The organism is Mycobacterium neumannii, assembly GCF_002245615.1.
GTDB lineage: Bacteria > Actinomycetota > Actinomycetes > Mycobacteriales > Mycobacteriaceae > Mycobacterium > Mycobacterium neumannii_A.
In genome coordinates, this window is the sequence record NZ_NKCO01000005.1 from 131,056 (window position 1) to 154,936 (window position 23,881).

The following is a 23,881-nucleotide window of genomic DNA, read 5'->3' on the forward strand; positions in this document are numbered from 1 at the left end:
GTAAGCATGCGGATGTGCCAGGCCCGCGGGATTGTTGTGTCCTAGGTGGCTCAGGCGACGGTGCTGACATGCTCGGCCGACTCGCCAATGGTGGCGCCGGCGTCGCCGACGATCGTCCGCATCAAGGCCTGGTGCTCGCGGTCGCCGCGAGCGATCGCCCTGGCGATGCCGCCGGGCAGCGTGACCGCGGCCGCACTGCGCGTCAGGTTCACGGGTAGCCGCAGCACCGGGTACCACGGCACATGGGGGCGCAGGCCCAGTGCGCGCATCGTGCGGGCGCCCAGGAAGCCGCTGGTGACCGAAAGATGTTGCGCGCGTGCGATACGACGCCGGATCGCGGGCATGGTGTCGTAATGCCAGATCATCGGGTCGTCGGCCATCGGAACCGCAAGCTGCCTCGACGACTCGTCGGGCTCGGCGAGTGCGCCCAGGGTGTGATAGAGCACCCGGATGCTGTCGCGGAACCCGCGCGGCAGCCACTCGTCCTCCACACCCATCAACCATCCGACATAGCGGGTCAAGTGGGCGACGGCCTCGTAATCTCTGGGCCGCAATACGATTCCCATCCCCACGACACCGACGGCAGGTGCGACGAGCGCACCGATCAGCGTCGCCGCCATATCGGTCTGGTTGATCGGGACACCCCAGTCGTCGGCGCACCAGTCGGGCATCGCAAACACATGCCTGCGCACCAGGCCGTGAATCAGCCGAACCCGCAGAGTAGACCGGTAGCCGACGCCCAGGTGTTCGAGCCCACCGTCGGAGATGACGTCCATCGCCCACTGCATCGTCTCGGCGAAGCGCTTGTTCGAACCCTTCTCCAGGGCGCCGGTGCGCAACAGTGTCTTGTTGAAACCCGAGAACTGGTAGCCGCCGAGAAGCGATACGTCACGTGCGACGTACATGCCGTCGGCACCGCCGCGACGCAGCGCTTCTGCACCGCGGCGCAGCTTTACCGGGTCCACCCAGTCGGGCAGCGTCTCCACGGGCGTGAAGAACTCGCGCAACGGTTCCGGGGCGTCGGGAACCGCATCGATGCCGTAGGTGAGCGCCCGGTCGAACAACGGCCGCGCCTGCTTCACGCCGACGCCTGACATCCACTCGACGAGGCGGTCCATCGGTTCGTCTCCGACGGTCAACCGCTCGCCGAGCCTGCGCCACTGCGCCGGCGTGGGTCGACCGATGGCCAGCGCCTTGGCGATGACGCGGATGCCGGCGGGCACGGCGCGAGGCCGCGCCGGGTGTCGCGTCGGGATCGGACGCTGCATGGTCTCGGTTCCCCTCCAGGCAAAGTGACAACGCGTGTAGTCGAAGCTATTCGGCGGGGTGACCGGTGTCAATCGTCGCATTCACAGCCCGCTCATAGGTGCCACATGCCGGGCTCATCGAAACAGCTCGCATGATGGCAGCCATGACCGAAACACCATCCGAACCCGCCACCACTCCGGTGGTGGCGGCACCTCACGACGACCACGTCGCCCCCCGACGCTCCAAGCTCGGCGCCGCTGCCGCCTGGGTGGGCATCGCCGCCGGCGCCGTGTTCATCGTCGCGGTGATCTTCTTCTCCGGTTTCATCCTCGGTTCGCACTCGGGCGGCCATCACCGCGGCGGCCATCACAGCGGCCACGACCGCGACGTCGCGATCTTCCATCGCGGGCCGCCGCCGGGCGCCCCGATGGGTCCCGGCGGGTCGTTCGGCCGCCCGCCGTTCGGCGGACCGGGAAACACGCAGGGGCCGCGCTTCGCGCCACCCGAGCCGCCGCAGTCACCCGAGGCTCCGACCACCACGGCGCCGTCGCGCCCGTAGCGACTGGCTCGACGGATACCGTCGTTTCGACCGATATGCGGCTTTTATCGATCTGAATGCACACCAGAGCCGAGTAGTGACGGGAGCGGGAGTGCTTGGCCCACAACGCTATCGGCCATGCCTCGCAACGGTGTCAGAGCCGTGGCGGGGACGGCAACTGGGACGGGTCTCTTGCCGAATACCAGCAGACTGGCATGATCGAGCCCATGAGCATTGAGGTCAAGTACACCGCAGAGTCCACCGCGTCCGGAGGCGGCCGTGACGGCCACGTCCGGTCCTCCGACGGCAAGATCGATCTCGACACCCGCCCGCCCAAGGAGCTCGGCGGCAGCGGCGAGGGCGTCAACCCCGAGTTGCTGTTCTCGTCGGGTTACGCGGCATGCTTCCTCGGCGCGCTGCGGCTGCAGGCCAAGAACAACAAGATCGACATCGACGAAGCCACTTCGATCACCGCGCAGGTCGGCTTCGGACCGGACTCCGATGGCGGCTTCGGGCTCACGGCTCACCTAATCGGCTACCTGCCGGGCCTCGAGCAGAGCGTGGCCGATGACCTGATGGCCAAGGCACACGACTTCTGCCCGTACTCGAAGGCCACTCGCGGCAACATCGAAGTCAAGTTGTCCGCGAAGGTCTGACCGGTGCGGGCGGTCGCCGCGGCGAGCGTCGGCGTGGCCATCGGGCTGTCGGTCATGGCACCCGCCGGCCCCGCCGCAGCGCGCCCTTCCGATCCGGGCGTCGTCAACTACGCTGTGCTGCCGAAGGGCTCGGTGGGCAATATCGTCGGCGCCACAATGCGATTCGAGTCGTTGTTCACCGAGCCGGTGCAGACCTTCTCGGTCGACCTACCCGCGTGTAACAACTGGGCGGACATCGGCCTGCCCGACGTCTACGCCGACCCGGATCTGGCGTCGTTCAACGGCGCGGTGACCCAGGAGTCGCCGACGGACGCCACGCATGTGGTCAAACAGGCGGTCGGCGTGTTCGCGACGGCCGACGCCGCCGACCGCGCCTTCCGTCGCGTGGTCGACCGCACCGGCGGCTGCAACGGGCAGACCACCGCGATGCACCTGGACAACTTCACCACCCAGGTGTGGACCTTCACCGGCGGGCCGACCACGGCGACGGACGCCGACTGGGTCAAACAGGAGGCGGGCACGGACCGGCGCTGTTTCACCACCACGCGCAAGCGCGAGAACGTCCTGCTGCAGGCCAAGGTCTGCCAGTCCGGTAACGGCGGCCCAGCGGTCAATGCGCTGGCCGGGGCCATGCAGAACACCCTCGGCCAGTAACTCGGGGCGGGGTGAAGGTCCTCGTAACGAAGGCGTCATCCAAAAAGCGCTGGATTTGTCGGTCCCGTCTGGAAGATGGTTGAAGGGGCCGAGCGGTCCACTCCCGGAAGGGGATGGTTGGAATGACCTTCACCATCACGTCCGAGGTAAAGGACGCGCACCCGCTGCCGAGTAATTGCACCGAGCTGACCAGCGCTGATGCCGCTGCTCGCCAGGTCGGCGCCGGTTGTCTGCGCGAGGGCCCGGTGGGCCGGGTCGGACTCGAGATCGAGGCGCACTGCTTCGATCTGACCGATCCCGCGCGCAGGCCCGGCTGGGACGAGCTCACCGCCACCATCGCCGGCCTGCCACCACTACCGGGGGGCAGCCGGGTCACCGTCGAACCAGGTGGCGCCGTGGAATTGTCTGGTCCGCCGCTCGCGGGCCCGCTCGCCGCGATCGACGCGATGGTCGCCGACCGCACCGTGCTGTGCGCTGCGTTCGCCGGCGCCGGGTTCGGATTGGTGTCGCTGGGCGCCGATCCGCTGCGGCCACCACAGCGCATCAACTCGGGGGCGCGCTACCGGGCGATGGAAGCGTTCTTCGCCGCCAGCGGCACCCCCGCCGCCGGTGCGGCGATGATGACCTCGACCGCTTCGGTGCAGGTCAACCTCGATGCGGGCCCCCGTGACGGCTGGGCGGACCGGGTGCGGCTCGCGCATGCGCTCGGGCCGACGATGATCGCGATCACCGCGAACTCGCCGCTGCTGAGCGGACAAGACCCCGGCTGGCAGTCAACGAGGCAGCGCGTGTGGAGCCAACTGGATTCGGCGCGCTGCGGCCCGGTGCTAGGCGAGAACGGCGAAGATCCGGCCAGCGACTGGGCCCGGTACGCGCTGAAAGCTCCGGTGATGCTCGTCAACCACGCCGACGCCGACGCCGAACCGGTACTCGACTGGGTGCCGTTCGCCGACTGGGCCGACGGGCGGGTCGCGCTCGGCGGCCGCCGTCCCACCGCCGCCGACCTCGACTATCACCTGACCACGTTGTTCCCTCCGGTCCGCCCGCGGCAGTGGCTGGAGATCCGCTATCTCGACAGCGTGCCGGACACCGTCTGGCCTGCGGTCGCGTTCACGCTGGTCACCCTGCTCGACGACCCGACGGCCGCCGAGCTGGCCGCCGAAGCCACCCATCCCGTCGCCACCGCATGGGATCAGGCCGCCCACATCGGCCTGGCCGACCCCCGGTTGCAGGCGGCCGCGCAGCGGTGCGTGCGGGCGGCCGCCGAACGCGCGCCTGCCGAGCTCGCGGAATCGATGCAACGGTTGGTGCGTTCGGTCGAACAGGGACGCTGTCCAGCCGACGACTTCCGCGACCGCGCCGCACGACACGGGATCGCGCCCGCGGTCACGCAACTGGCACGAGGGGAACTGTGACACCTCGCGAAACGATCGCGCGCGAACTCACCAGGGCACGTCAGCGCACCCTGCGCCTCGTCGACTTCGACGACGCGGAGCTGGGCCGTCAGTACAGCCCGCTGATGAGCCCGTTGGTGTGGGACCTCGCGCACATCGGGCAGCAGGAGGAGCTGTGGCTGCTGCGCGACGGAAACCCGGACCGGCCCGGCATGCTGCGCCCCGACGTCGAACGTCTCTACGACGCGTTCGTCAACTCCCGCGCCAGCCGGGTGGACCTGCCGCTGCTCCCGCCCTCGGATGCCAGAGCGTATTGCGCCACCGTGCGCGACAAGGTGCTCGACACGCTGGACGTCCTACCCGACGACGAGCCCGGTTTCGCCTTCGGCCTGGTGATCAGCCACGAGAACCAGCACGACGAAACCATGCTGCAGGCGCTGAACCTGCGAACCGGCCCACCGTTGCTCGACACCGGAGCTGCGCTTCCCGAAGGCCGTCAGGACGTCGCGGGCACATCGGTGTCGGTGCCCGGGGGCGAGTTCGTGCTCGGCGTCGACGCGACCACCGAGCCATACTCTCTGGACAACGAACGCCCGGCACACGTCGTCGACGTACCCGCCTTCCGCATCGGACGCGTCCCGGTCACCAACGGCGAATGGCGCCGGTTCATCGACGACGGCGGGTACGACGAACCCCGCTGGTGGTCGGAGCGCGGTTGGAAGCACCGGACCGAAGCCGGTCTGACCGCGCCGCAGTTCTGGAATCCGGACGGAACCCGCACCCGGTTCGGCCACGCCGAGGAGATCCCCGAAACCGAGCCGGTCCAGCACGTCACGTTCTTCGAAGCCGAGGCCTACGCAGCGTGGGCGGGCGCCCGGCTGCCCACCGAGGTGGAATGGGAGAAGGCATGCGCGTGGGATCCGGCTGTCGGCGGGCGACGCCGTTATCCGTGGGGCGCAACCGAACCCACCGCCGCCCTGGCCAACCTCGGCGGCGACGCGCTGCGTCCAGCGCCCGTCGGTGCCTACCCGGCCGGCGCGTCGGCCTACGGCGCCGAACAGATGCTGGGCGACGTGTGGGAGTGGACGACGTCGCCGCTGCGCCCATGGCCGGGATTCACGCCGATGATCTACGACCGCTACTCTCAGCCCTTCTTCGACGGTGACTACAAAGTGCTGCGCGGCGGATCGTGGGCGGTCGCGTCGGCGATCCTGCGGCCCAGTTTCCGCAACTGGGACCACCCGATCCGACGTCAGATCTTCTCGGGCGTCCGACTGGCTTGGGACGCGTGATGTGCAGGCATGTCGGGTGGCTCGGCGAACCGGCCTCGGTGGCGTCGCTGACCCTTGAGCCCGCCAACGGCCTTCTGGTGCAGTCGTATTCACCGCGCAGGCAGAAGCACGGGCTGATGAACGCCGACGGGTGGGGTGTGGGTTTCTTCGACGGCGCGACACCGCGGCGCTGGCGCAGCGCGACGCCGATGTGGGGGGACGCCTCGCTCGCCTCGGTCGCGCCCGCGCTACGCAGCGGTTGTATCGTCGCCGCGGTGCGATCTGCGAGCATCGGCATGCCGATCGAGGCGACCGCGGTCGCACCGTTCACCGACGGGCATTGGCTGCTCTCCCACAACGGACTCGTCGATCGCGAGGTGCTCCCGCTGTCGGCCGCCGCCGAGTCCACCAACGACAGCGCCCTGCTCGCCGCGCTCATCTTCGACCGCGGGCTGGACGCGCTGGGGGACACCATCGTCGAGGTCGCCGCGGCCGACCCGAACGCGAGGCTGAACATCCTGGCGGGCAACGGATCACGCCTGGTCGCCACGACATGGGGCGACACGCTGTCCGTACTGCGACGTCCCGACGGCGTGGTCCTGGCCAGTGAGCCGTACGACGACGACCCCGCCTGGGCGGAGATCCCGGACCGACACCTCGTCGAAGTCACACCGTCGGGTGTGCAACTCGTCGCACTGAAAGGAGCCTGATGGCGCGGGGAGCCGATCACGCGGGCACGCTGTCGTTGTCGAACCACCTGTCGGCGGACTCGGCAGCGAACACGCTGCGCCGCGACGTTCTCGACGGCTTGTCGTCGAGACCGAAGTCATTGCCGCCCAAGTGGTTCTACGATGCGATCGGCAGTGACCTGTTCGATCAGATCACGCGGTTGCCGGAGTACTACCCGACGCGTGCCGAGGCCGAGATCCTCAGAAACCGATCTGCCGACATCGCCGCGGCTTCCGGCGCCGACACACTGGTCGAACTGGGCAGCGGCACGTCGGAAAAGACCCGCATGCTGCTCGACGCGCTACGTCGCCGCGGATCGTTGCGCCGGTTCATCCCGTTTGACGTCGACGCGAGCGTGCTGGCCGCCGCGGGCACGGCGTTACAGGCCGAGTATCCCGGCCTCGAGATCGAAGCCGTCTGTGGGGATTTCGAGAAGCACCTGGACAAGATCCCCCACGTCGGACGCCGCCTGGTCGCATTCCTCGGCTCGACGATCGGCAACCTCACCGCAGGCCCGCGCGGCGACTTCCTCGCCGCTCTTTCCGACACCCTGCAACCCGGCGACAGCCTGCTGCTGGGCACCGATCTGGTGAAGGACGCCGATCGTCTGGTGCGCGCGTACGACGACAGCGCGGGTGTGACCGCGCGCTTCAACCGCAACGTGCTCGCCGTCGTCAACCGTGAGCTGGACGCCGACTTCGACCTCGAGAAGTTCGCACACGTCGCGGTGTGGAACGCCGGTGACGAGCGCATCGAAATGTGGCTGCGCGCCACCGAAGCGCAGCGGGTGTGCGTGCGCGATCTCGGGCTGACAGTCGAGTTCGACGCCGATGAGGCGATGCTGACCGAGGTGTCCTGCAAATTCCGGCGCGAGGGTGTGGAAGCCGAACTCGGCGCCGCCGGGCTTCGGATGACCCACTGGTGGACCGACCCCGCAGGCGACTTCGGCCTGTCGCTGTCGACGAAATGAGCCTCGCCGATCGGTGGCGGGCGGCCAGGCCGGCGGTGGCCGGAATCCACCTGGACAGTGCCGCCTGTTCGCGTCAGAGCGTCGCGGCGACCGACGCGGCCGTGCAGCACGCGCGCCGCGAAGCAGAAGTCGGCGGCTACGTCGCAGCCGAGGCCGCCGTCCCGGTGCTCGACGCCGGACGCGCCGCGCTCGCCGCGCTGACCGGCTTGGCGAGCACCGACTTCGTGTTCACCACCGGCGCGAACAACGCGTTGGACCTGCTGCTCGGCGCGTGGCCCGGACAGCGGACCCTGGCCTGCCTGCCCGGCGAGTACGGGCCGAACCTGGCGATCATGGCCGCCAACGGTTTCGCCGTCCGCGCGCTGCCCGCCGACGACCACGGGCGACTCGACGTCCCGGCGGCAACGCGTCAACTGGCCGCCGACCCGCCCGCGCTGGTGCACCTGACGGCGCTGGCCAGTCACCGCGGGCTGGCGCAGCCGGTTTCGGCGCTGGCCGCCACGTGCCGCGAACTCGGTGTGCCGCTGATCGTCGACGCCGCCCAGGCGCTGGGGCATCTGGACTGCGCGGTCACACCTGCGGCGATCTACGGTTCATCGCGTAAGTGGATCGCCGGGCCGCGCGGAGTGGGGTTCCTCGGCGTCCATCGCGAGCTCGCGGAGCGGCTGCGCCCACGCCTGCCGCCGCCGGAGTGGAACCTGCCCCTGTCCGTCCTGCAGCGCTTGGAGCACGGCGAGGCGAATATCGCTGCCCGCGTGGGCTTCTCGGTGGCACTCGGAGAACATCTGGCCGACGGACCGGCCGCGGTGCGGGCCCGGCTGGCAGAGGTGGGCCGCATGACCCGCGACGCCGTGGCTGCCCTCGACCGATGGCGGGTCGTCGAATCGCGCGAAGAACCGACCGCGATCACCACGCTTGTCCCCACCGACGGCGCCGATCCGCGGAAGGTCCGCGACTGGATGATCGCCGAACACCGCATCGTCATCACGTTCGCCGATGTGCAGCGAGCCCCATTCGAGATGACCACGCCGGTGCTGCGGGCGTCACCGCACGTGGACGTCAACGAAGAGGAGCTCGCGCGGTTCGCCGCGGCCCTGGCGGCCGCGGGGTGAGGCGTCAACCGGTCCGGCGCACCAGCAGCGTCGCCCGGTAATCCGACAGGGGCGGGACGTCCTCGGGGGTGCGGGGATACGGGTCGAGCGCCTGCAACGTGAGTGAGTAATCGCCGGTCTGCACGGTCTGCCGGTTCTGCCCTGGCGCGGGGTTGGTGTTGAACTCGAGGGTCTGCTCGCCGGATCGCCCGTCGTCGACCACGACGACGACTCGCGCCTGCCCGGTCCAGAAGCACTCGACCTCGGTCGGGCACCGCGAATCCTCCGGTACCTCGGTGAACCGCAGTCGCAGCGGCTCGGCGGCGATCTCGGCCTGCTGTCCGCCGGCGAGCACGAAGGGGCGATCCAGCGCGGCGTCGACGGTGTCCGCGCGCGCGTGCTGACCGCCGTGGCAGCCGGCCGCCAGCGCCACCAGCACCAGTGACGGCAACAAGAAACCGCGCACGGCCACTCTCACTCGTCGAATCCCTCGCCCCAGGTGTGGACGGGTTCGTTGCTGTGCATGCGCTCGCAGTAGCGGCGCAGCATCTCCGCGAGCGCGACGGGCCGCGCCATACCGCGCTCCTGCAGCGCGCGCACCGTCGCGACCTGCCAGGTTGCGCCGTTGCGGCCGGTCTTGGCGCGTCCCTCGACGACCCCAAGGTACCGGTCGCGCACCTCGGACGCGACCTCCCAGCGGCGCAAGCCCTCGTCGGCCATGGGCAGCAGTTCGCGCAGTATCAACTCGTCGGCGGTCACCTCGCCGTAGCCGGGCCAGTACAGCCGGGCATCCATACCGTGCTGGGCGGCGGTGACGAAATTGTGTTGTGCCGCAGCAAAGCTCATCTTCGTCCACAGCGGCCGCTCCTCCTCGGACAGCGCGCGCAGCGTGCCGTAGTAGAAGGCGGCGTTGGCCATCATGTCGACGACGGTCGGCCCTGCGGGCAGCACCCGGTTTTCCACGCGCAGATGCGGGCGGCCGTTCACGACGTCGTACACCGGCCGGTTCCACCGGTAGATGGTGCCGTTGTGCAGCCGCAGCTCGGAAAGCCTGGGCGTGCGGCCCTCGGCGAGCTCACGGACCGGGTCCTCATCGGACAGCTCGGGCAGCAGCGAGGGGAAGTAGCGCACGTTCTCCTCGAACAGGTCGAAGATCGACGTGATCCAGCGTTCCCCGAACCACACTCGCGGCCGGACGCCTTGGGCCTTGAGTTCGTCGGGCCGGGTGTCGGTGGCCTGGGCGAACAGCTCGATGCGGGTCTCGGCCCACAGTTCGTGGCCGAAGAAGTACGGGGAGTTGGCGCCCAGCGCCACCTGCGGACCGGCCAGCACCTGAGCGGCGTTCCAGTTCTGCGCGAAGTCGCCCGGCGACACCTGAAGGTGCAATTGCATGCTTGTGCACGCCGACTCGGGTGCGATGGTGGCGGTCTGCAGGCTCAGCCGCTCCGGCCCGACGATGTCGATCAGGATGTCCTCGCCGCGGGCGGTGAAGATCGAGTCGTTGAGCGCCTGGTACCGCGTCGACTCGCTCATCCACCGGCCCGCGAGGTGCTCGGGCAGCAACGTCGGCAGGATCCCGATCATCACGATGTGCGCGTCGTGCCGGTTGGCCTTCGTCTCGGCCGCATTGAGGCTCGCCCGGACCTCGGTCTCCAGGTCGAGCGCGGCGCGCCCGGGCAACCGCCGCGGCGGCACATTGAATTCGATGTTGTAAGCGCCCAATTCGGTCTGATACGCCGGATCGGCGATCGCGCGCAGGACCTCGGCGTTGCTCATCGCGGGCTGATAGGCCGAGTCGACGAGATTGCACTCGATCTCCATCCCGGTCAGCGGCCGCTCGAAGTCGAAGCTCGACTGGGCGAGCATCGTCTCGAAGACGTCGAGGCACTGCTGCACCTTGCGGCGGTACTCCCGGCGGTGCGCGCCGCTGTAGCCGGTGCCCTTCACTTCCTCGCCCACACCGCCATTGTTCGGCATAAACCCGGCCGTGGTGGGTAGGTGAGGCAGATGGACGTCACCGTCACCTTCATCGGCACCGCCACCACGCTGATCTCCGGCGGCGGCATCACCCTGCTGACCGACCCGAACTTCCTGCACCAGGGGCAGCACGCGTACCTCGGATACGGGCTGCTGTCCAAGCGGCTCAAAGGACCGGCGCTGGACATCGAACAGCTGCCGGCCCTCGACGCGGTGGTGCTGTCGCATATGCACGGCGACCACTGGGACCGGGTGACGCAGAGCCGCCTCGACCACGATCTTCCGATCCTGACCACTCCGCACGCCGCCAAACGGCTGACCCATCGCGGGTTCGGCCGGTCGTTGGCGCTCGACACCTGGCAGCAGCACACGATCACCAAGGGCACGGTGAGCGCCACCGTCACCTCGCTGCCGGGTCGGCACGCTCCCACGCCGGTCGACCGGTTCCTGCCGCCGGTGATGGGCAGCATGATCGAGTTCTCCGACGGCGCTGCCCGCCGCAGGCTCTACGTCTCCGGCGACACCCTGTTCGTCGACGAATTACGGGAAATACCAGAGCGATTCGAATCGATCGACGTCGGCGTGCTGCACCTGGGCGGTACCCGGCTGCCGTTCGGCAGGCACCTGCCGTTCGGGCTGACCGTGACGATGGACGGACAACAGGGCGCCGACGTGGTCGAACTGCTGAACCTTCCCAAGATGATCCCGGTGCATTTCGACGACTACGGGGTGTTCGCGTCCCCGCTGTCCGACTTCGTCGACGAGATGAAGCGCCGCGGCCTGTCCGACCGGATCATCGAATTGGAGCGCGGTTCCTCGGTCACGGTTTGATACTTACGCAGTGTCAGCACAATGGCCGGGCGAGCTGGACCAAGGCGGTCTGGAACAGGTCTCGAGGGTCGATCGCGTCGCATCGCTCACGGGTATCCGAGCCGTCGCCGCACTGCTGGTCATGGCCACCCACGCCGCGTACGGCACCGGCGCCTACAACCGCGGATACGTCGGGCTGATGTTCGCACGTATGGAGATCGGCGTCGCGATCTTCTTCGTGTTGTCGGGATTTCTACTGTTCAACGGATGGGTGCGCTCGGCGGCGACCGGCGCCGCGCCGCCACCGATACGCCGGTACGCCCGAAATCGGGTGCGGCGCATCATGCCGGCCTATGTGGTGACGGTGTTGCTGGCGTTCGCGCTGTACGAGTTCCGGCCCATCGAGCCCAATCCCGGCCACACCTGGCACGGCCTGGTCCGCAACCTCACGCTCACCCAGATCTACAGCCGCGAGTACATCACGGCCTACATGCATCAGGGGTTGACCCAGATGTGGAGTCTCGCGGTCGAAGTGGCGTTCTACGCGGCGCTGCCGGTGTTGGCCTACCTACTGCTGGTCATCCTGTGCCGGCGCCAGTGGCGCCCCGGTGTACTGCTGGCCGCGCTGGCGGTGCTGGGTGCGCTGAGCCCGCTGTGGCTCTTGGTCATCCACAGAACGGACTGGCTGCCCAACGGCGCGGGGTTGTGGCTTCCGCACTACCTCGTGTGGTTCGTGGGCGGTATGGCCCTCAGCGTGCTGGCGCGCACCGGTTTTCGCTGTTATACCGTGATCGCGCTGCCGCTGGCGGTGGCGGCGTACCTGGTGGTGTCGACACCGATCGCCGGGCGCATCGACGCTCCTGCGCTCGATCTCGGCCAAGACATCGTCAAGGTGATGTTCTACGCGGCGATCGCAACGCTGGTTGTCGCGCCGTTGGCCCTCGGCGACACAGGCTGGTACGCAGGGCTACTCAGCAGCAGGCCGATGGTGTGGCTGGGTGAGATCTCCTACGAGATCTTCCTGCTGCACGTGATCGTGATGGAGATCGCGATGGTGTCGGTGCTGCAGTGGCGCGTGTACACCGGTTCGGTGGTGGTGCTGTTCGTCGTGACGCTGATACTGACGATTCCGGTTGCGTGGCTTCTGCATCGGCTCACCCGTCCGCGAACCTGACCTGCAACGATCGACGTTTGACAAGTGAAAAGACGGGTATCACCCTCGGCGTGAGGATGATTGGGTCTCTGCTGGCGCGCCATCCGGGTCTGTACGACGTGCTCGATGCCTTCATCGAGTTCGGCTATCAGCGTTGGCCGTTCGGTCGCAACGGATCCGGGGCGCCGCGTTGAGCCACGACGACCTGAGGGCTCAACAATCCGCCGCGTAGCTCGACCGCGATCGCGGGGTCGGCATACGCGGCCAGTGCCCGCAGCGCCGACGGACTGTAGGACCGCAGCGAGCTGATCACGCCGTCGTGTACGAACGGCAGCAATGGAACGAACGGCAGCATGGTCGCCAGGCGCACCAGATGCAGCGGCGACGGCGGTCGCGGCAGATCAATGACGACCAACTTGGCTGCCACCCGGGTGCCTTCCGAGATCGCTCGCGCGGCCGCGGCCGGCGGCAGGTGGTGAAACGACAGCGCGAAGACCGCGAGGTCGAACGAGGCGTCGGGGGCGTCGATCGCCGTGGCATCCATCTCACGGACGGTCGCGCGGGGGTTCTCCCCGAGGTCGCCGGCGGCCATCACCGTCACGTTCGCCGCGTCCACGTCGGTGACGGTCAACCGCGCTGAGGGGTGCCAGGCGAGCAGCGTGCGCGACAGCGCGCCGTGACCCGCCCCGAGTTCGAGGATCTTCGGGTCCGCGACGTCCTCGACCTCGGCGAGCGCGATCTCGGCGAACCGCTCGGTGCTGCCGAACCATCCGCCGGTCCACTCGAGCGCGCGGATCACGCTGCGCTTGCGGGCGGCGTCGACCGGCGCGTCGGAGTCGCAGTCCAGATACTCGAGCCGATCGGTCTGCAACAGGCGGTCCAGGCAGGACGCGTCGGGACCGCCGCGCGGCATGCGGTCGATCTTGGATGCGCTCAGCGTTCCGGCTTCAATCCCGGCGGGCTTTTCGGCCATGTAGTCCATGATGGACGACGGACCGCAGCAAGAGGGGAGCGCGAGTTGGCTGGAAACGCCGAGTTCATCGCCGCGATCGATCAGGGCACCACGAGTACTCGATGCATGATCTTCGACCACGGCGGCGTCGAGATCGGTCGCCATCAGCTCGAGCACGAACAGATCCTGCCGAAAGCCGGGTGGGTAGAGCACAATCCCGTCGAGATCTGGGAGCGCACCGCGGCCGTCATCATGTCCGCGCTCAACAAGACGAACTTGTCGGCGACCGACCTCGCCGCGCTCGGCATCACGAACCAGCGCGAGACGGCGCTGGTGTGGAACAAGCAGACGGGCAGACCGTATTACAACGCGATCGTGTGGCAGGACACCCGCACCGACCGCATCGCCTCGGCACTGGACCGCGACGGTCGCGGCGACGTGATCCGCGGCAAGGCCGGCCTGCCGCCGGCGACCTACTTCTCGGCAGGCAAGGTCCAATGGATTCTGGAGAACGTCGACGGCGTACGGCGCGACGCCGAGAACGGCGACGCGCTGTTCGGGACTCCGGACTCGTGGCTGTTGTGGAACCTGACCGGAGGGACCCGCGGCGGGGTGCACGTCACCGACGTCACCAACGCCAGCCGCACCATGCTGATGAATTTGGAAACGCTCGACTGGGACGACGAGTTGTTGTCGTTCTTCGACATACCGCGACAGATGCTGCCCGAGATCAAGCCGTCGTCATGCCCGGAGTCCTACGGCATCACCCGTGACAACGGGCCCCTTGCCGGCCAGGTGCCGCTGACCGGAGCGCTCGGTGACCAGCAGGCGGCCATGGTCGGGCAGGTGTGCCTGAGTGCGGGGGAGGCCAAGAACACCTACGGCACAGGCAATTTCCTTCTTCTCAACACCGGCGAGAAGATCGTCCGGTCGGAGAACGGGCTGTTGACCACGGTGTGCTACCAGTTCGGCGACGCGAAACCCGTTTATGCCCTTGAGGGTTCGATCGCGGTCACCGGTTCGGCTGTGCAGTGGCTGCGTGATCAGCTCGGCATCATCAGCGGCGCGGCGCAGAGCGAGTCTCTGGCGCGCCAGGTCGACGACAACGGGGGCGTCTACTTCGTTCCGGCGTTCTCCGGACTCTTTGCGCCGTACTGGCGTTCGGATGCCCGCGGCGCGATCGTCGGGCTGTCGCGGTACAACACGAACGCGCACCTGGCCCGCGCGACACTGGAGGCGATCTGCTACCAGAGCCGCGACGTCGTCGACGCGATGGAAGCCGACTCCGGTGTGCACATGGAGCTTCTCAAGGTCGACGGCGGTATCACCGCCAACGACCTGTGCATGCAGATCCAAGCCGACGTGCTCGGTGTCGACGTCGTCAAGCCCGTCGTCGCTGAAACCACTGCGCTGGGCGCGGCCTATGCCGCCGGCTTGGCGGTCGGGTTCTGGGAGAACGCGGACGACCTGCGGGCCAACTGGCAGGAAGGCAAGCGCTGGACGCCGTCGTGGAGCGACGAGCAGCGCGAATCCGGTTATGCCGGTTGGCAGAAGGCGGTGCAGCGCACGCTGGACTGGGTCGACGTCGATTAGCCGGCCGCGTCGAGGTCGCGTTTGGTTTCATCGTCGAGTTCGATGCCGGCGACCGCCGTGTTCTCCTCGAGATGGGCCACCGACGACGTGCCGGGGATCAGCAGCACGTTCGGTGCGACGTTCAGCGTCCACGCGAGCACGATCTGGGCCGGTGTGTGCCCGAGCTTTTCGGCCTCCCGCTTGACCGCCGGATGCCCCAGTACCGGGTTGTCGGCGACGAAGCCCGAGCCCAGCGGGAAGAACGGCACGAACGCGATACCGCGCTCGATACACGCGTCGAGCACCGGCTGCGAGCTGCGGTCGATGAGGTTGTAGGCGTTCTGCACACAGACGATCTCGGTGCGGTCCAGCGCGATCCGCAGATGGTCGACGCCGACGCCGCTCAACCCGATGCCGCCGATCAGACCTTCGTCGCGCGCCTTGATCATCGCGGTCAGCTGCCGGTCGAACAGCTCCCGGTCGACCGCAGCCGCCGCAGTGGGGTCGTCGGAATGGATGCGCAGGTTGACCGCCGTCAGTCGGTCGGTATCGAGCGTGCGGAGGTTCTTTTCGATGTCGGCCCGCAGCTCGTCGGGCTGCTGTGCAGGCAGCCACGCACCGACGTCGTCGCGGCGAGCACCCACCTTGCTGACCAGAGCGAGATCGGCGGGGTAAGGATGTAACGCCTCGCGAATCAGTTCATTGGCGACGTCGGGTCCGTAGAACTGCGAGGTATCGATGTGGTTGATGCCGAGCTCGACCACCCGCCGAAGCACGGCCAGCGCCTGCTCGCGATCGCGCGGAGGACCGAAGACACCCGGACCCGGCAGTTGCATCGCGCCGAAGCCGACGCGTCCGACATGGATTGAGCCCAGCGGCAAGGTTTGCATACACAATCCGTACACCCTGCCCGCCGGGCTTATTCGACGAGGCGGCTCCTCGGATCAGTCGATCTAGCCGATGTGGCGTCGATCTGCCCGATCACCGAACGGGCCCACTCCGCGTGCATCGTGTGCATACGCAGTCCGTAGTCGAGGGCCGCCAGCCCGAAGTCCGGTCCCTCGCCGTCGCCCCAGTCGATCGAGTCGCGCAGCGCTTCGAGCCGCGTGACCTCGGCGTCGGCACGCTCGGCCATCTCCGTCAATTGCGCGCGCGCCTGCTCGCGGGGGATCTCGCCGAGCAGGAAAACCCGCAGAAGGCTCGTACTGCGAAAAGGCGGATCGTCCTGGGGGTTGCTGATCCACCGCCGCAGTTCGGCTCGCCCCGCGTCGGTGATCTGGTACTCCTTGCGCCCCCGCGGGCCGATCGCGGCGACCTCGATCAGCCCGGCATCGGCGAGCTTGTTCAGCTCGCCGTAGAGCTGGCTCTGGGTGGCGGGCCAGACATTGGCCAGCGATTCCTCGAAGAGCTTCAGCAGGTCGTATCCGCTGCCCGGCTTCTCGGCGAGCAGGCCCAGCGCGGCGATTCGCAGACTCACCGCGTAATCGTACATCCACTATTGACAGGTCACTATTGACATGTCAGTGTGGCCCTATCGCAGCACGCAAGGAGATCCCATGACCGAGACGACGGAATCCACGCTCTTCGGCGCGGACGAATTCTTCAGGCGCGGCAACTATGCGCCCGTCGCAGACGAACTGACCGAGTACGACCTGCCCGTGGAGGGCGCCATCCCGGCCGAACTCGACGGTTGGTATCTGCGCAACGGCCCGAACCCGCGCCAGGCCGCCGCGCACTGGTTCACCGGCGACGGCATGATCCACGGCGTCCGCATCGAGGACGGCCGCGCCAAGTGGTATCGCAACCGCTGGGTGCGCACCGACAGCTTCATCGAGGACTTCGGACTTTACAACGCCGACGGCACCCGCAACCTGCGCTCGAGCGTGGCCAACACCCACGTCGTCAACCACGCGGGCAAAACGCTGGCACTCGTGGAATCGTCGCTGCCCTACGAGATCACCAACGATTTGGAGACGGTCGGGGCATACGATTTCGGCGGCAAGCTGCTGGACTCCATGACCGCTCACCCCAAGATCTGCCCGCGGACCGGCGAACTGCACTTCTTCGGATACGGCAACATCTTTGCGCCGCACGTCACCTACCACCGCGCCGATGCCAACGGCGAACTGACCGTCAACCGGCCGCTCGAGGTGCCCGCCCTGACGATGATGCACGATTTCGCCCTGACCGCTTCTCACGTGGTGTTCATGGATCTGCCGATCGTGTTCGACTTCGACGTCGCGACGAAGGGCAACGATGAGATGCCCTACCGCTGGAACGACGACTACGGCGCCCGCCTCGGTGTGCTGCGCCGCGATGACCCCTTCGGCGAGGTGCGGTGGTTCGACATCGCACCCTGCTACGTCTTCCACGTCGCCAACGCCTACGACGACGGGAATTCGATTGTGCTGCAGGCGGTCCGATATCCCGAGTTGTGGCGTGACACCGATGGTTTCGAGGCCGATGCTGTGCTGTGGACGTGGACGATCGACCTGTCGGCCGGCACCGTCACCGAGCGCCAACTCGACGACCGCCCGGTCGAGTTCCCGCGCATCGACGACCGCCTGGCGACACTGCCCGCGCGCTACACCGTGGTGGTCGGCGACGGTCGTCTACTGCGCTACGACCTGACCACGGGCGACGCGGTCGAGCACGCATTCGGGACCCCCGGTGCGCCCGGCGGCCCAGGTGAGGCGGTGTTCGTTCCGTCGTCATCGGGTGCCGCCGACGAGAGCAGCGGCTGGTACCTCGGCTATGTATACGATCCCGCGCGCGACGGCAGCGATCTCGTCATCATCGACGCCGCCGAATTCGCCGGTCCGCCGGTCGCGAGAATCGCGCTACCGCAACGTGTTCCCTACGGCTTCCACGGCAACTGGATCACCGGTTGATATCGGGTGGACTCCCTCATCCCGGTGGTGCGAAGCCGCCGGGATTGGGTGGCGCCGAATATCGCTGAGGTGGTGATGAATACCCACCGGGCGACGGTGGGGGTCCCGGCCATCGCGGCGGCGCAGGCGTCACCTGCAAACGCGCCAATTCCCGGCGGTGACGCTCGGCCAGCACCGCCGCGAGCACCATCTGCGGCGGTGTCCCCAGAGGCGGGGGCGGGGAGATCTGCGCGACGACGTCGGCGGTGATGCGGTACGCCATCTGATCGCGCACAGTCGGATGCAATTGCGCTGCGCGGCCGAGGAACTGGCGTGCCAGCTCGGCCTGCTCCGGCTGCAGCCCGGAGAGCTGCAACGACGATGCCCACCACGCCAACTGCGGCGGCATCGGCGGGGGAGGCGACATCCGTGGTGTGCGCTCACTGATCACAATGGTGCCCGCGAAGATGTCACCGAGCCGCTTCCCTTTGGCCGACAACAGGCTGCTGATCACCGCAGGACCACCGGCCAGCATCCAGATCTCGATCACTCCGGACAGCGCGCGGAAGAACGCCTGCCGGAACCGTTCTGGGCCGCCGTCTTCGGACACCACCCGAAGGCCCATCGCCATCTTGCCCAGCGAACGCCCCCGGGTGGCGGTCTCGAAAACGAGCGGATATCCGAGCAGGGCGAGCACGGTGAAGATGATCAGCACTGCCGCCGACAGCGCCGGGTCCAATTGGGTCAGCGTCAGGCTGAAGAGCAGGATGCCGATCAGGTAGAGCAGGAACACCACGGTGATGTCGATCAGCGCGGCGACGGCACGCACGGGGAGCTGGGCGATCTGGACGTCGAGGACCACCGCGTCGCCGGTCACGACGGGTTCCTGCTGCCAGACCATAAGGGTCAACGCTACTAGGATTCACCGCGTGGATGTCGACGCCTTCGTGCTCGCGCACCGTCCGACGTGGGACCGGCTCGAGCACCTGATCAAGCGGCGTCGAGAGCTCACCGGTCCCGAGGTCGACGAGCTGGTCGATCTCTACCAGCGCGTGTCGACGCATCTGTCGATCGTGCGCACCGCGAACGCGGAGCCGGTGATCGTCGGCCGGCTCTCGGGGCTGGTCGCGCAGGCGCGAGCCGCGGTGACGGGCGCGCACGCCCCGCTGTGGCGTGAGTTCGTGCGGTTCTGGACCGTGTCGTTCCCCGTCGTCGCCTATCGGTCGCGGTGGTGGTGGCTCAGTACGGCCTTCGCGTTCTTCGCGTTGGCCGCCATTATCGCGGTGTGGGTTTCGGGCAGCCCGGAGGTGCGGGCCATGATCGGAACGGCCGACGAGATCGATCAGATGGTCAACAACGACTTCGCGGCGTACTACAGCGAGCACCCGGCAGGCTCGTTCGCGCTGCAGGTTTGGGTGAACAACGCGTGGATTGCGTTGCAGTGCCTCGGCTTTGCGATCCTGCTTGGTATTCCGATTCCCTACGTGGTCTTCCAGAACGCCGCCAACCTCGGTGTGGCGGCGGGACTGATGTTCGGCGCGGGCAAGGGTGACATCTTCCTCGGCCTGATCACACCGCACGGGCTGCTCGAACTGACCGCGGTGTTTCTGGCTGCCGGCGCGGGTATGCGGCTGGGCTGGAACGTCATCTCACCGGGTGACCGGCCGCGCGGACAGGTGCTCGCCGAGCAGGGTCGTGCGATCGGCGCGGTGGCGGGCGGGCTGGTGGCGGTCCTGCTGATCTCGGGCCTCATCGAGGCGCTCGTGACGCCGTCGCCGTTGCCGACCGCCGCGCGCATCGCCATCGGTGTGGCCGCCGAGATCGCGTTCCTGGCCTACATCTTCTACTTCGGGCGCAAGGCCGAGCAGGCGGGGGAAACCGGAGACGTCGAGGACGCTCCCGACGTCGTCCCGGTGGGCTAGAGACGGCCGGTGGTCTTGAGGGCCAGGTAGTGGTCGGCCAAGGCGGGCGCCAGCTCCTCGGGTGCGGCGTCGACCACATCGACGCCCCGGCGCCGCAGCCGAGACGCGATGGCACGCCGCTCGTTGCGCGCCCGTTCGGCCGCTGCGGCGTCATAGACCTGCGGGGCGTCGGCGCGGCCTGCGGCAAGCGCCTCGACCCGGGGATCGGCCACTGCGGCGACGAGCACCGCGTGCTTGGCCGTCAGCTGCGGAAGCACATTCATCAGGCCCTCGTCGAGCGCTGACGCGTTGAGGTCGGTGAGCAGCACCACCAGCGCGTGCCTGCGGACGCGGCGCAGCACCGCGGCGGCCATCGCGCCCGCATCGGATTCGATCAGCGCCGGCTCGATCGGGGCCATCGCCGCGACCAGCTGAGCGAGCAGCTCGGTACGCGAAGCGTTGAACACCGCGGCCCTGGTGACCCGGTCGTGGGCCAGGAAGTCGACGTGGTCGCCTGCCCGCGAGGCCAGCGCGGCCAGCAGCAGCGCGGCGTCCATCGACCAGTCCAGCCGTGGCCACCCCGACGGATCGTTCGAGGTCGGATCGATGCCGACGCGGCCCGCCGATGTGCGAGAGGTGTCGAGCACGATCACCACGCGCTGGTCCCGTTCCGGGCGCCACGTTCTGACCACCACGTCGGCGCAGCGAGCGGAGGCCCGCCAGTCGATCGACCTGACGTCGTCGCCGATCACGTATTCGCGCAGCGAGTCGAACTCGGTGCCCTGCCCGCGAATCAGGACCGGTGTATTGCCTTCCAGCTCACGAAGTTTGGCCAGCCGTGAGGGAAGGTGCTTGCGCGACAGAAACGGCGGCAGAATCCGGATCCGCCACGGCACCCGGTGCGAGCTCTGCCGTCCGGCCAGCCCAAGCGGCCCCGTCGCGCGGACGGTGACCAACGACGATTCCTGGTCGCCTCGGCGCACCGGCCGCAGCGTCGTTTCGAATCGAAGTTGTTGACCCGCGGCCAGGTTCACCGGATGGAGACGGGGATGGGCCCGCGCGCTCGGTGGCCACGCGTCGCGCACGACGCCGTTGATGCGCCGGCTGCCGGAGTTATCGGTGTGCAGAACGGCCGTGACGTCTTGGCCAAGCCGGGCGGTGGTGTCGCCGGACCGGGTGAACCGCACGCGGCGGGTGTTGCCCGCCAGGGCGGCATCGAGCCCGATCAGTACGACAAGCGCACCGAGCAGGACGGCGAACGTGGACGCGGGCCGGGGAGAGACCGCGATCGGCAGGACGCACACCAGTGCGACCAGCGCGGAGCGCCCGGTGAGGATCACTAGCGTGGCACCGGTACTGCCGCGAGGGTCCCGTCGAGCACGCCGTCGGGTGTGACGCCCTCCAACTCGGCTTCCGGCCGGAGTTGGATGCGGTGGCGCAAGGTGGAACGGGCCATTGCCTTCACGTCGTCGGGAGTCACGTAGTTGCGTCCCGACAGCCAGGCCCACGACCTTGCCGTCGCCAACAGGGCGGTCGCCCCGCGCGGTGATACTCCCAACTGCAGCGACGGTGAATGCCTTGTCGCGGCGCAGATGTCGACGATGTAGCCGAGCACTTCGTCGGCGACCAGGACTTCGCGCACGGCGGCCCGCCCAGCCGCGAGCTCCGCCGCTCCCGCGACGGGTCGCACGTGGGACAGGTCCCGGGGGTCAAAACCGTGCGCGTGCCGATTCAGGATCGCGACCTCCTGCTCGCGTGTCGGCAGCGGCACGTTGAGCTTGAGCAGGAAGCGGTCCAACTGTGCCTCGGGCAGTTGGTAGGTGCCTTCGTACTCGATCGGGTTCTGGGTTGCGGCAACGATGAACGGATCCGGCAGGGGACGGGCTTGCCCCTCCACGCTGACCTGGCGTTCTTCCATGGCCTCCAGCAGCGCGGCCTGCGTCTTGGGTGGCGTCCGGTTGATCTCGTCGGCCAGCAGCAGGTTGGTGAACACGGGACCGGACCGGAACTCGAACTCCGCGGTGCGCGCGTCGTAGACCAGTGAGCCGGTGACGTCACCGGGCATCAGATCGGGCGTGAACTGCAGGCGTTTGAAGTCCAGCTGCAGTGCCGAGGCCAGCGTGCGCACCAGCAGCGTCTTGGCGACGCCGGGTACCCCCTCCAGGAGAACGTGGCCGCGGCACAGCAGCGCGATCACCAGTCCGCTGACCACGGCGTCCTGTCCGACGACCGCCTTGGCTATCTCGGCGCGCAGCGCCAGCAATGCGGTTCGCGCGGAATCGTTTCCGCCTGACTGAGTCACGAGTATGCGACCTGCCTTTCGATGTTGTCGAGTTCGCGTGCGAGGTTGACCAGTTCGACGTCGTCGCCGGGTGGCGGGCCGAACAAGGTGTGTGCGATCGCCTGGGGATGGACACCGCTGTGTGCGGCCACCGCCTGGACCACCGCGGCCGGATCGGGGTTGACGCCAAGGCCGAGGCGGGGCTGCATGCGCTGTAGCGCGGCGGTGCGCAACGCGTCTGCCGCACTGTCGCGGGCACGCCGCGAGCGGTAGAGACGGCCGCGCCCCTCCACGGTTTCGGAGGCTCGCACGACCACGGGCAGGCGTTCGGCGACCAGTGGACCGATGCGGCGGCCCTTCCAGAGCGCGAGTAGCACCACCACTGCGACCAGTTGCCACAGGATCCAGCCCACGTGTTCGGGTGCGAGATCGAACAGGCTTGCCGCGCCGTCGGATTCGCCCTCGGTGAACTGGGGCGCATACCAGATCATTCGCGGATTCGTGCCTGCGAGGTTCATCGCGAGCGCCGCGTTGCCCGCCTTGGGCAGGCCGCGGTTCGTCATGAACCCGGTATCGCCGACCAGCGTGATGTCCCGGCCGTCGGCGGTGTAGCGGACCAGCGCGCCTTCGTAACAGCGCGTCAGGTCAATGCCGTCGCCGGCGACCTCGTAGGCGTCGCTCACGCTGAACTGCACGGCCCCGGCGCGGGTGGCCTCACGAAGGTCGCAGTCAGGGCGTTCGCCGCCGCCGAACGTGGTGGCTCCGCTCAGCTTCACCTCGGGCGCCAGTGCTTCGCGAGTGCGTGAATTGGGTTGCACCAGCAGGCGATCACCCGGTAGCGCCGCAAGACGCTGGAGCACTCCCTCGTCGACGAGGTGATAGGTCTGCACCACGACAAGCAGGGTGTCGGGCCGCGCGGCCGCCTCCACCGCGGCCACGTCGGGCGCTTCGACGACGTCGACCCCGTTTTCGGCCAGCAACGTCATCAAGGCCCGCGCTCCGTCCGGCCCGGTGGAGTTCGGGTCCATCCATCCCCCGGGACGAGGTGCGGTCAGGTAGGCGCTGAGAACGGCGAATGCGACGATGACGGCCAACCCCAGCACGACCCAGCGCGCTCCGCGCCATCGTGTGCGCAGCGTGGGCTCCACGGCGGTGTCGGTCATCGGATCTCGGCCCACCCGTCAGACGCGGCGGGGGTGAAAGGGGTCGAGGCAGCCACCGGAGCACGCGACCTCACGTGGTCGTCGAGATCGGCGATGAGCCGGTAAGCCTTCTCGGTGCCCGGAATCTCGCCATACGTGACGTCATTGAATGCCGTTGAAGCAGCGACGAGTTCGTCACTCAGTTGCGGGAGCTGGCGGCCCGCGTCACGAGCAAGCTCGGTGGCGGTGCGGCCGGGGACCGGGTCGAGCACACCGGTCTCCTCTAACTGTCGGGCGACGGCCCGCAGGCGATGCCGGATCGCCGCGGCCCAGTCCGCTGCCGTCGCGCACTGTTCGGCGGTCGCCCGATGCTGTGCTGCCGTCATATCGTGCTCGCCGAACAACGCCTCGGTGTGGCCGCGGCCCGTTCGCATGGCCCGGCGCCCGATCCGGATCGCCAGGACCACCGCGACGGCCACGAGGATCAGCAGGACCGTGATCGTCACCCAGCCGCCCGGTATCGACGAGCCCTCCGCAGCCAGCCGGTAGATCAGATCGTCGACCCATTCACTGACCCGGTCGGTCAGGGAAGGCTTGGGATATATCGGTTTTGCGAGCTCGCGCTGCGCCGCCTCGTGCGCGGCATCGCTGTCGATGTCTATGGTCGGCACG

Annotated in this window: 24 protein-coding genes; 13 read left to right on the forward strand and 11 right to left on the reverse strand. The window is 68.3% G+C overall.

The features are described 5' to 3' along the window. Window positions 1-50: 50 nt before the first annotated feature. Complete coding sequence (locus CEX88_RS08810; RefSeq protein WP_094293196.1) at window positions 51-1,268, reverse strand: oxygenase MpaB family protein; 1,218 nt, start codon at window positions 1,266-1,268, stop codon at window positions 51-53. Window positions 1,269-1,411: 143 nt separating this feature from the next. Here CEX88_RS08810 and CEX88_RS08815 point away from each other — a divergent pair, with 143 nt between their 5' ends. From CEX88_RS08815 to egtE, 8 genes are all read left to right on the forward strand, one after another. Next, complete coding sequence (locus CEX88_RS08815; protein ID WP_238382004.1) at window positions 1,412-1,807, forward strand: hypothetical protein; 396 nt, start codon at window positions 1,412-1,414, stop codon at window positions 1,805-1,807. A gap of 206 nt (window positions 1,808-2,013) precedes the next feature. Beyond that, window positions 2,014-2,442, forward strand: coding sequence for an organic hydroperoxide resistance protein (locus tag CEX88_RS08820; RefSeq protein WP_174523486.1), 429 nt, complete (start codon window positions 2,014-2,016; stop codon window positions 2,440-2,442). Between the two features lie 54 nt (window positions 2,443-2,496). Next, window positions 2,497-3,096: a sensor domain-containing protein gene (locus CEX88_RS08825; RefSeq protein WP_094293264.1), complete on the forward strand. Its 600-nt coding sequence runs from the start codon at window positions 2,497-2,499 to the stop codon at window positions 3,094-3,096. Window positions 3,097-3,218: 122 nt separating this feature from the next. After that, window positions 3,219-4,511: an ergothioneine biosynthesis glutamate--cysteine ligase EgtA gene (egtA, locus tag CEX88_RS08830; protein WP_094293198.1), complete on the forward strand. Its 1,293-nt coding sequence runs from the start codon at window positions 3,219-3,221 to the stop codon at window positions 4,509-4,511. Further along, window positions 4,508-5,782 carry an ergothioneine biosynthesis protein EgtB gene (egtB, locus tag CEX88_RS08835; protein ID WP_094293199.1) on the forward strand — a complete coding sequence of 425 codons (1,275 nt, stop codon included), beginning with the start codon at window positions 4,508-4,510 and terminating at the stop codon, window positions 5,780-5,782. The genes egtA and egtB overlap by 4 nt, the downstream gene beginning before the upstream one ends. Continuing rightward, window positions 5,782-6,471, forward strand: a complete 690-nt coding sequence (egtC, locus tag CEX88_RS08840; RefSeq protein ID WP_094293200.1) for an ergothioneine biosynthesis protein EgtC — start codon at window positions 5,782-5,784, stop codon at window positions 6,469-6,471. Before egtB ends, egtC begins: the two co-directional genes overlap by 1 nt. Further along, on the forward strand, window positions 6,471-7,460 hold the full coding sequence (gene egtD / locus CEX88_RS08845) for an L-histidine N(alpha)-methyltransferase (protein ID WP_094293201.1): 990 nt from the start codon (window positions 6,471-6,473) through the stop codon (window positions 7,458-7,460). The genes egtC and egtD overlap by 1 nt, the downstream gene beginning before the upstream one ends. Further along, entirely contained in the window at window positions 7,457-8,572 is a 1,116-nt protein-coding gene (egtE, locus tag CEX88_RS08850) for an ergothioneine biosynthesis PLP-dependent enzyme EgtE (RefSeq protein ID WP_094293202.1), read from the forward strand. Before egtD ends, egtE begins: the two co-directional genes overlap by 4 nt. A gap of 4 nt (window positions 8,573-8,576) precedes the next feature. Here the strand turns inward: egtE and CEX88_RS08855 are convergent, their stop codons facing one another. Continuing rightward, a complete protein-coding gene (locus CEX88_RS08855) occupies window positions 8,577-9,017 on the reverse strand; it encodes a hypothetical protein (protein ID WP_238382005.1) in 441 nt (146 codons plus the stop codon). An 8-nt stretch (window positions 9,018-9,025) separates the two neighbouring features. Further along, the gene (locus CEX88_RS08860) at window positions 9,026-10,510 is read right to left on the reverse strand and encodes a glutamate-cysteine ligase family protein (protein ID WP_202931419.1); all 1,485 of its coding nucleotides are present in this window, start codon (window positions 10,508-10,510) and stop codon (window positions 9,026-9,028) included. 48 nt (window positions 10,511-10,558) lie between these two features. Between CEX88_RS08860 and CEX88_RS08865 the strand changes: the two genes are divergently transcribed. Both CEX88_RS08865 and CEX88_RS08870 read left to right on the forward strand, forming a co-directional pair. After that, the gene (locus CEX88_RS08865) at window positions 10,559-11,359 is read left to right on the forward strand and encodes an MBL fold metallo-hydrolase (protein WP_094293204.1); all 801 of its coding nucleotides are present in this window, start codon (window positions 10,559-10,561) and stop codon (window positions 11,357-11,359) included. Window positions 11,360-11,369: 10 nt separating this feature from the next. Beyond that, entirely contained in the window at window positions 11,370-12,512 is a 1,143-nt protein-coding gene (locus CEX88_RS08870) for an acyltransferase family protein (protein ID WP_238382006.1), read from the forward strand. A 127-nt stretch (window positions 12,513-12,639) separates the two neighbouring features. Here the strand turns inward: CEX88_RS08870 and CEX88_RS08875 are convergent, their stop codons facing one another. Beyond that, window positions 12,640-13,473: a class I SAM-dependent methyltransferase gene (locus tag CEX88_RS08875; RefSeq protein ID WP_420799204.1), complete on the reverse strand. Its 834-nt coding sequence runs from the start codon at window positions 13,471-13,473 to the stop codon at window positions 12,640-12,642. A 96-nt stretch (window positions 13,474-13,569) separates the two neighbouring features. Here CEX88_RS08875 and glpK point away from each other — a divergent pair, with 96 nt between their 5' ends. Continuing rightward, on the forward strand, window positions 13,570-15,036 hold the full coding sequence (glpK, locus tag CEX88_RS08880) for a glycerol kinase GlpK (RefSeq protein ID WP_238382018.1): 1,467 nt from the start codon (window positions 13,570-13,572) through the stop codon (window positions 15,034-15,036). Here the strand turns inward: glpK and CEX88_RS08885 are convergent. After that, complete coding sequence (locus tag CEX88_RS08885) at window positions 15,033-15,905, reverse strand: oxidoreductase (protein ID WP_094293206.1); 873 nt, start codon at window positions 15,903-15,905, stop codon at window positions 15,033-15,035. The genes glpK and CEX88_RS08885 overlap by 4 nt on opposite strands. Before the next feature lie 29 nt (window positions 15,906-15,934). Beyond that, entirely contained in the window at window positions 15,935-16,492 is a 558-nt protein-coding gene (locus CEX88_RS08890) for a PadR family transcriptional regulator (RefSeq protein ID WP_094293268.1), read from the reverse strand. 79 nt (window positions 16,493-16,571) lie between these two features. Here CEX88_RS08890 and CEX88_RS08895 point away from each other — a divergent pair, with 79 nt between their 5' ends. Beyond that, window positions 16,572-17,906 (forward strand): carotenoid oxygenase family protein, encoded by a 1,335-nt coding sequence (locus CEX88_RS08895; RefSeq protein WP_094293207.1) that lies wholly within the window; start codon window positions 16,572-16,574, stop codon window positions 17,904-17,906. Window positions 17,907-17,922: 16 nt separating this feature from the next. Here the strand turns inward: CEX88_RS08895 and CEX88_RS08900 are convergent, their stop codons facing one another. Then, complete coding sequence (locus tag CEX88_RS08900; protein ID WP_094293208.1) at window positions 17,923-18,786, reverse strand: RDD family protein; 864 nt, start codon at window positions 18,784-18,786, stop codon at window positions 17,923-17,925. 28 nt (window positions 18,787-18,814) lie between these two features. Between CEX88_RS08900 and CEX88_RS08905 the strand changes: the two genes are divergently transcribed. Next, window positions 18,815-19,807 carry a stage II sporulation protein M gene (locus tag CEX88_RS08905; protein ID WP_066846973.1) on the forward strand — a complete coding sequence of 331 codons (993 nt, stop codon included), beginning with the start codon at window positions 18,815-18,817 and terminating at the stop codon, window positions 19,805-19,807. Here CEX88_RS08905 and CEX88_RS08910 read toward each other — a convergent pair. From CEX88_RS08910 to CEX88_RS08925, 4 genes are read right to left on the reverse strand one after another with little or no spacing between them, the layout of a single operon-like run. Continuing rightward, window positions 19,804-21,126 carry a DUF58 domain-containing protein gene (locus tag CEX88_RS08910; protein ID WP_094293209.1) on the reverse strand — a complete coding sequence of 441 codons (1,323 nt, stop codon included), beginning with the start codon at window positions 21,124-21,126 and terminating at the stop codon, window positions 19,804-19,806. The genes CEX88_RS08905 and CEX88_RS08910 overlap by 4 nt on opposite strands. Then, complete coding sequence (locus CEX88_RS08915) at window positions 21,126-22,088, reverse strand: AAA family ATPase (RefSeq protein WP_068195986.1); 963 nt, start codon at window positions 22,086-22,088, stop codon at window positions 21,126-21,128. Before CEX88_RS08915 ends, CEX88_RS08910 begins: the two co-directional genes overlap by 1 nt. Continuing rightward, the gene (locus CEX88_RS08920) at window positions 22,085-23,230 is read right to left on the reverse strand and encodes a DUF4350 domain-containing protein (protein ID WP_094293270.1); all 1,146 of its coding nucleotides are present in this window, start codon (window positions 23,228-23,230) and stop codon (window positions 22,085-22,087) included. The genes CEX88_RS08915 and CEX88_RS08920 overlap by 4 nt, the downstream gene beginning before the upstream one ends. Further along, window positions 23,227-23,880, reverse strand: coding sequence for a DUF4129 domain-containing protein (locus tag CEX88_RS08925; RefSeq protein WP_094293210.1), 654 nt, complete (start codon window positions 23,878-23,880; stop codon window positions 23,227-23,229). Before CEX88_RS08925 ends, CEX88_RS08920 begins: the two co-directional genes overlap by 4 nt. Window position 23,881: the final 1 nt, after the last annotated feature.

Coding starts and splice junctions, on each gene's coding strand:
- CEX88_RS08875 (WP_420799204.1), bottom strand. CDS start 13,473: ATGGACTACATGGCCGAAAAGCCCGCCGGGATTGAAGCCGGAACGCTG.
- egtE (WP_094293202.1), top strand. CDS start 7,457: ATGAGCCTCGCCGATCGGTGGCGGGCGGCCAGGCCGGCGGTGGCCGGA.
- CEX88_RS08900 (WP_094293208.1), bottom strand. CDS start 18,786: ATGGTCTGGCAGCAGGAACCCGTCGTGACCGGCGACGCGGTGGTCCTC.
- CEX88_RS08885 (WP_094293206.1), bottom strand. CDS start 15,905: ATGCAAACCTTGCCGCTGGGCTCAATCCATGTCGGACGCGTCGGCTTC.
- egtA (WP_094293198.1), top strand. CDS start 3,219: ATGACCTTCACCATCACGTCCGAGGTAAAGGACGCGCACCCGCTGCCG.
- CEX88_RS08815 (WP_238382004.1), top strand. CDS start 1,412: ATGACCGAAACACCATCCGAACCCGCCACCACTCCGGTGGTGGCGGCA.
- CEX88_RS08865 (WP_094293204.1), top strand. CDS start 10,559: ATGGACGTCACCGTCACCTTCATCGGCACCGCCACCACGCTGATCTCC.
- CEX88_RS08825 (WP_094293264.1), top strand. CDS start 2,497: ATGGCACCCGCCGGCCCCGCCGCAGCGCGCCCTTCCGATCCGGGCGTC.
- CEX88_RS08920 (WP_094293270.1), bottom strand. CDS start 23,230: ATGACCGACACCGCCGTGGAGCCCACGCTGCGCACACGATGGCGCGGA.
- egtC (WP_094293200.1), top strand. CDS start 5,782: ATGTGCAGGCATGTCGGGTGGCTCGGCGAACCGGCCTCGGTGGCGTCG.
- CEX88_RS08895 (WP_094293207.1), top strand. CDS start 16,572: ATGACCGAGACGACGGAATCCACGCTCTTCGGCGCGGACGAATTCTTC.
- egtD (WP_094293201.1), top strand. CDS start 6,471: ATGGCGCGGGGAGCCGATCACGCGGGCACGCTGTCGTTGTCGAACCAC.
- CEX88_RS08820 (WP_174523486.1), top strand. CDS start 2,014: ATGAGCATTGAGGTCAAGTACACCGCAGAGTCCACCGCGTCCGGAGGC.
- glpK (WP_238382018.1), top strand. CDS start 13,570: ATGATCTTCGACCACGGCGGCGTCGAGATCGGTCGCCATCAGCTCGAG.
- CEX88_RS08810 (WP_094293196.1), bottom strand. CDS start 1,268: ATGCAGCGTCCGATCCCGACGCGACACCCGGCGCGGCCTCGCGCCGTG.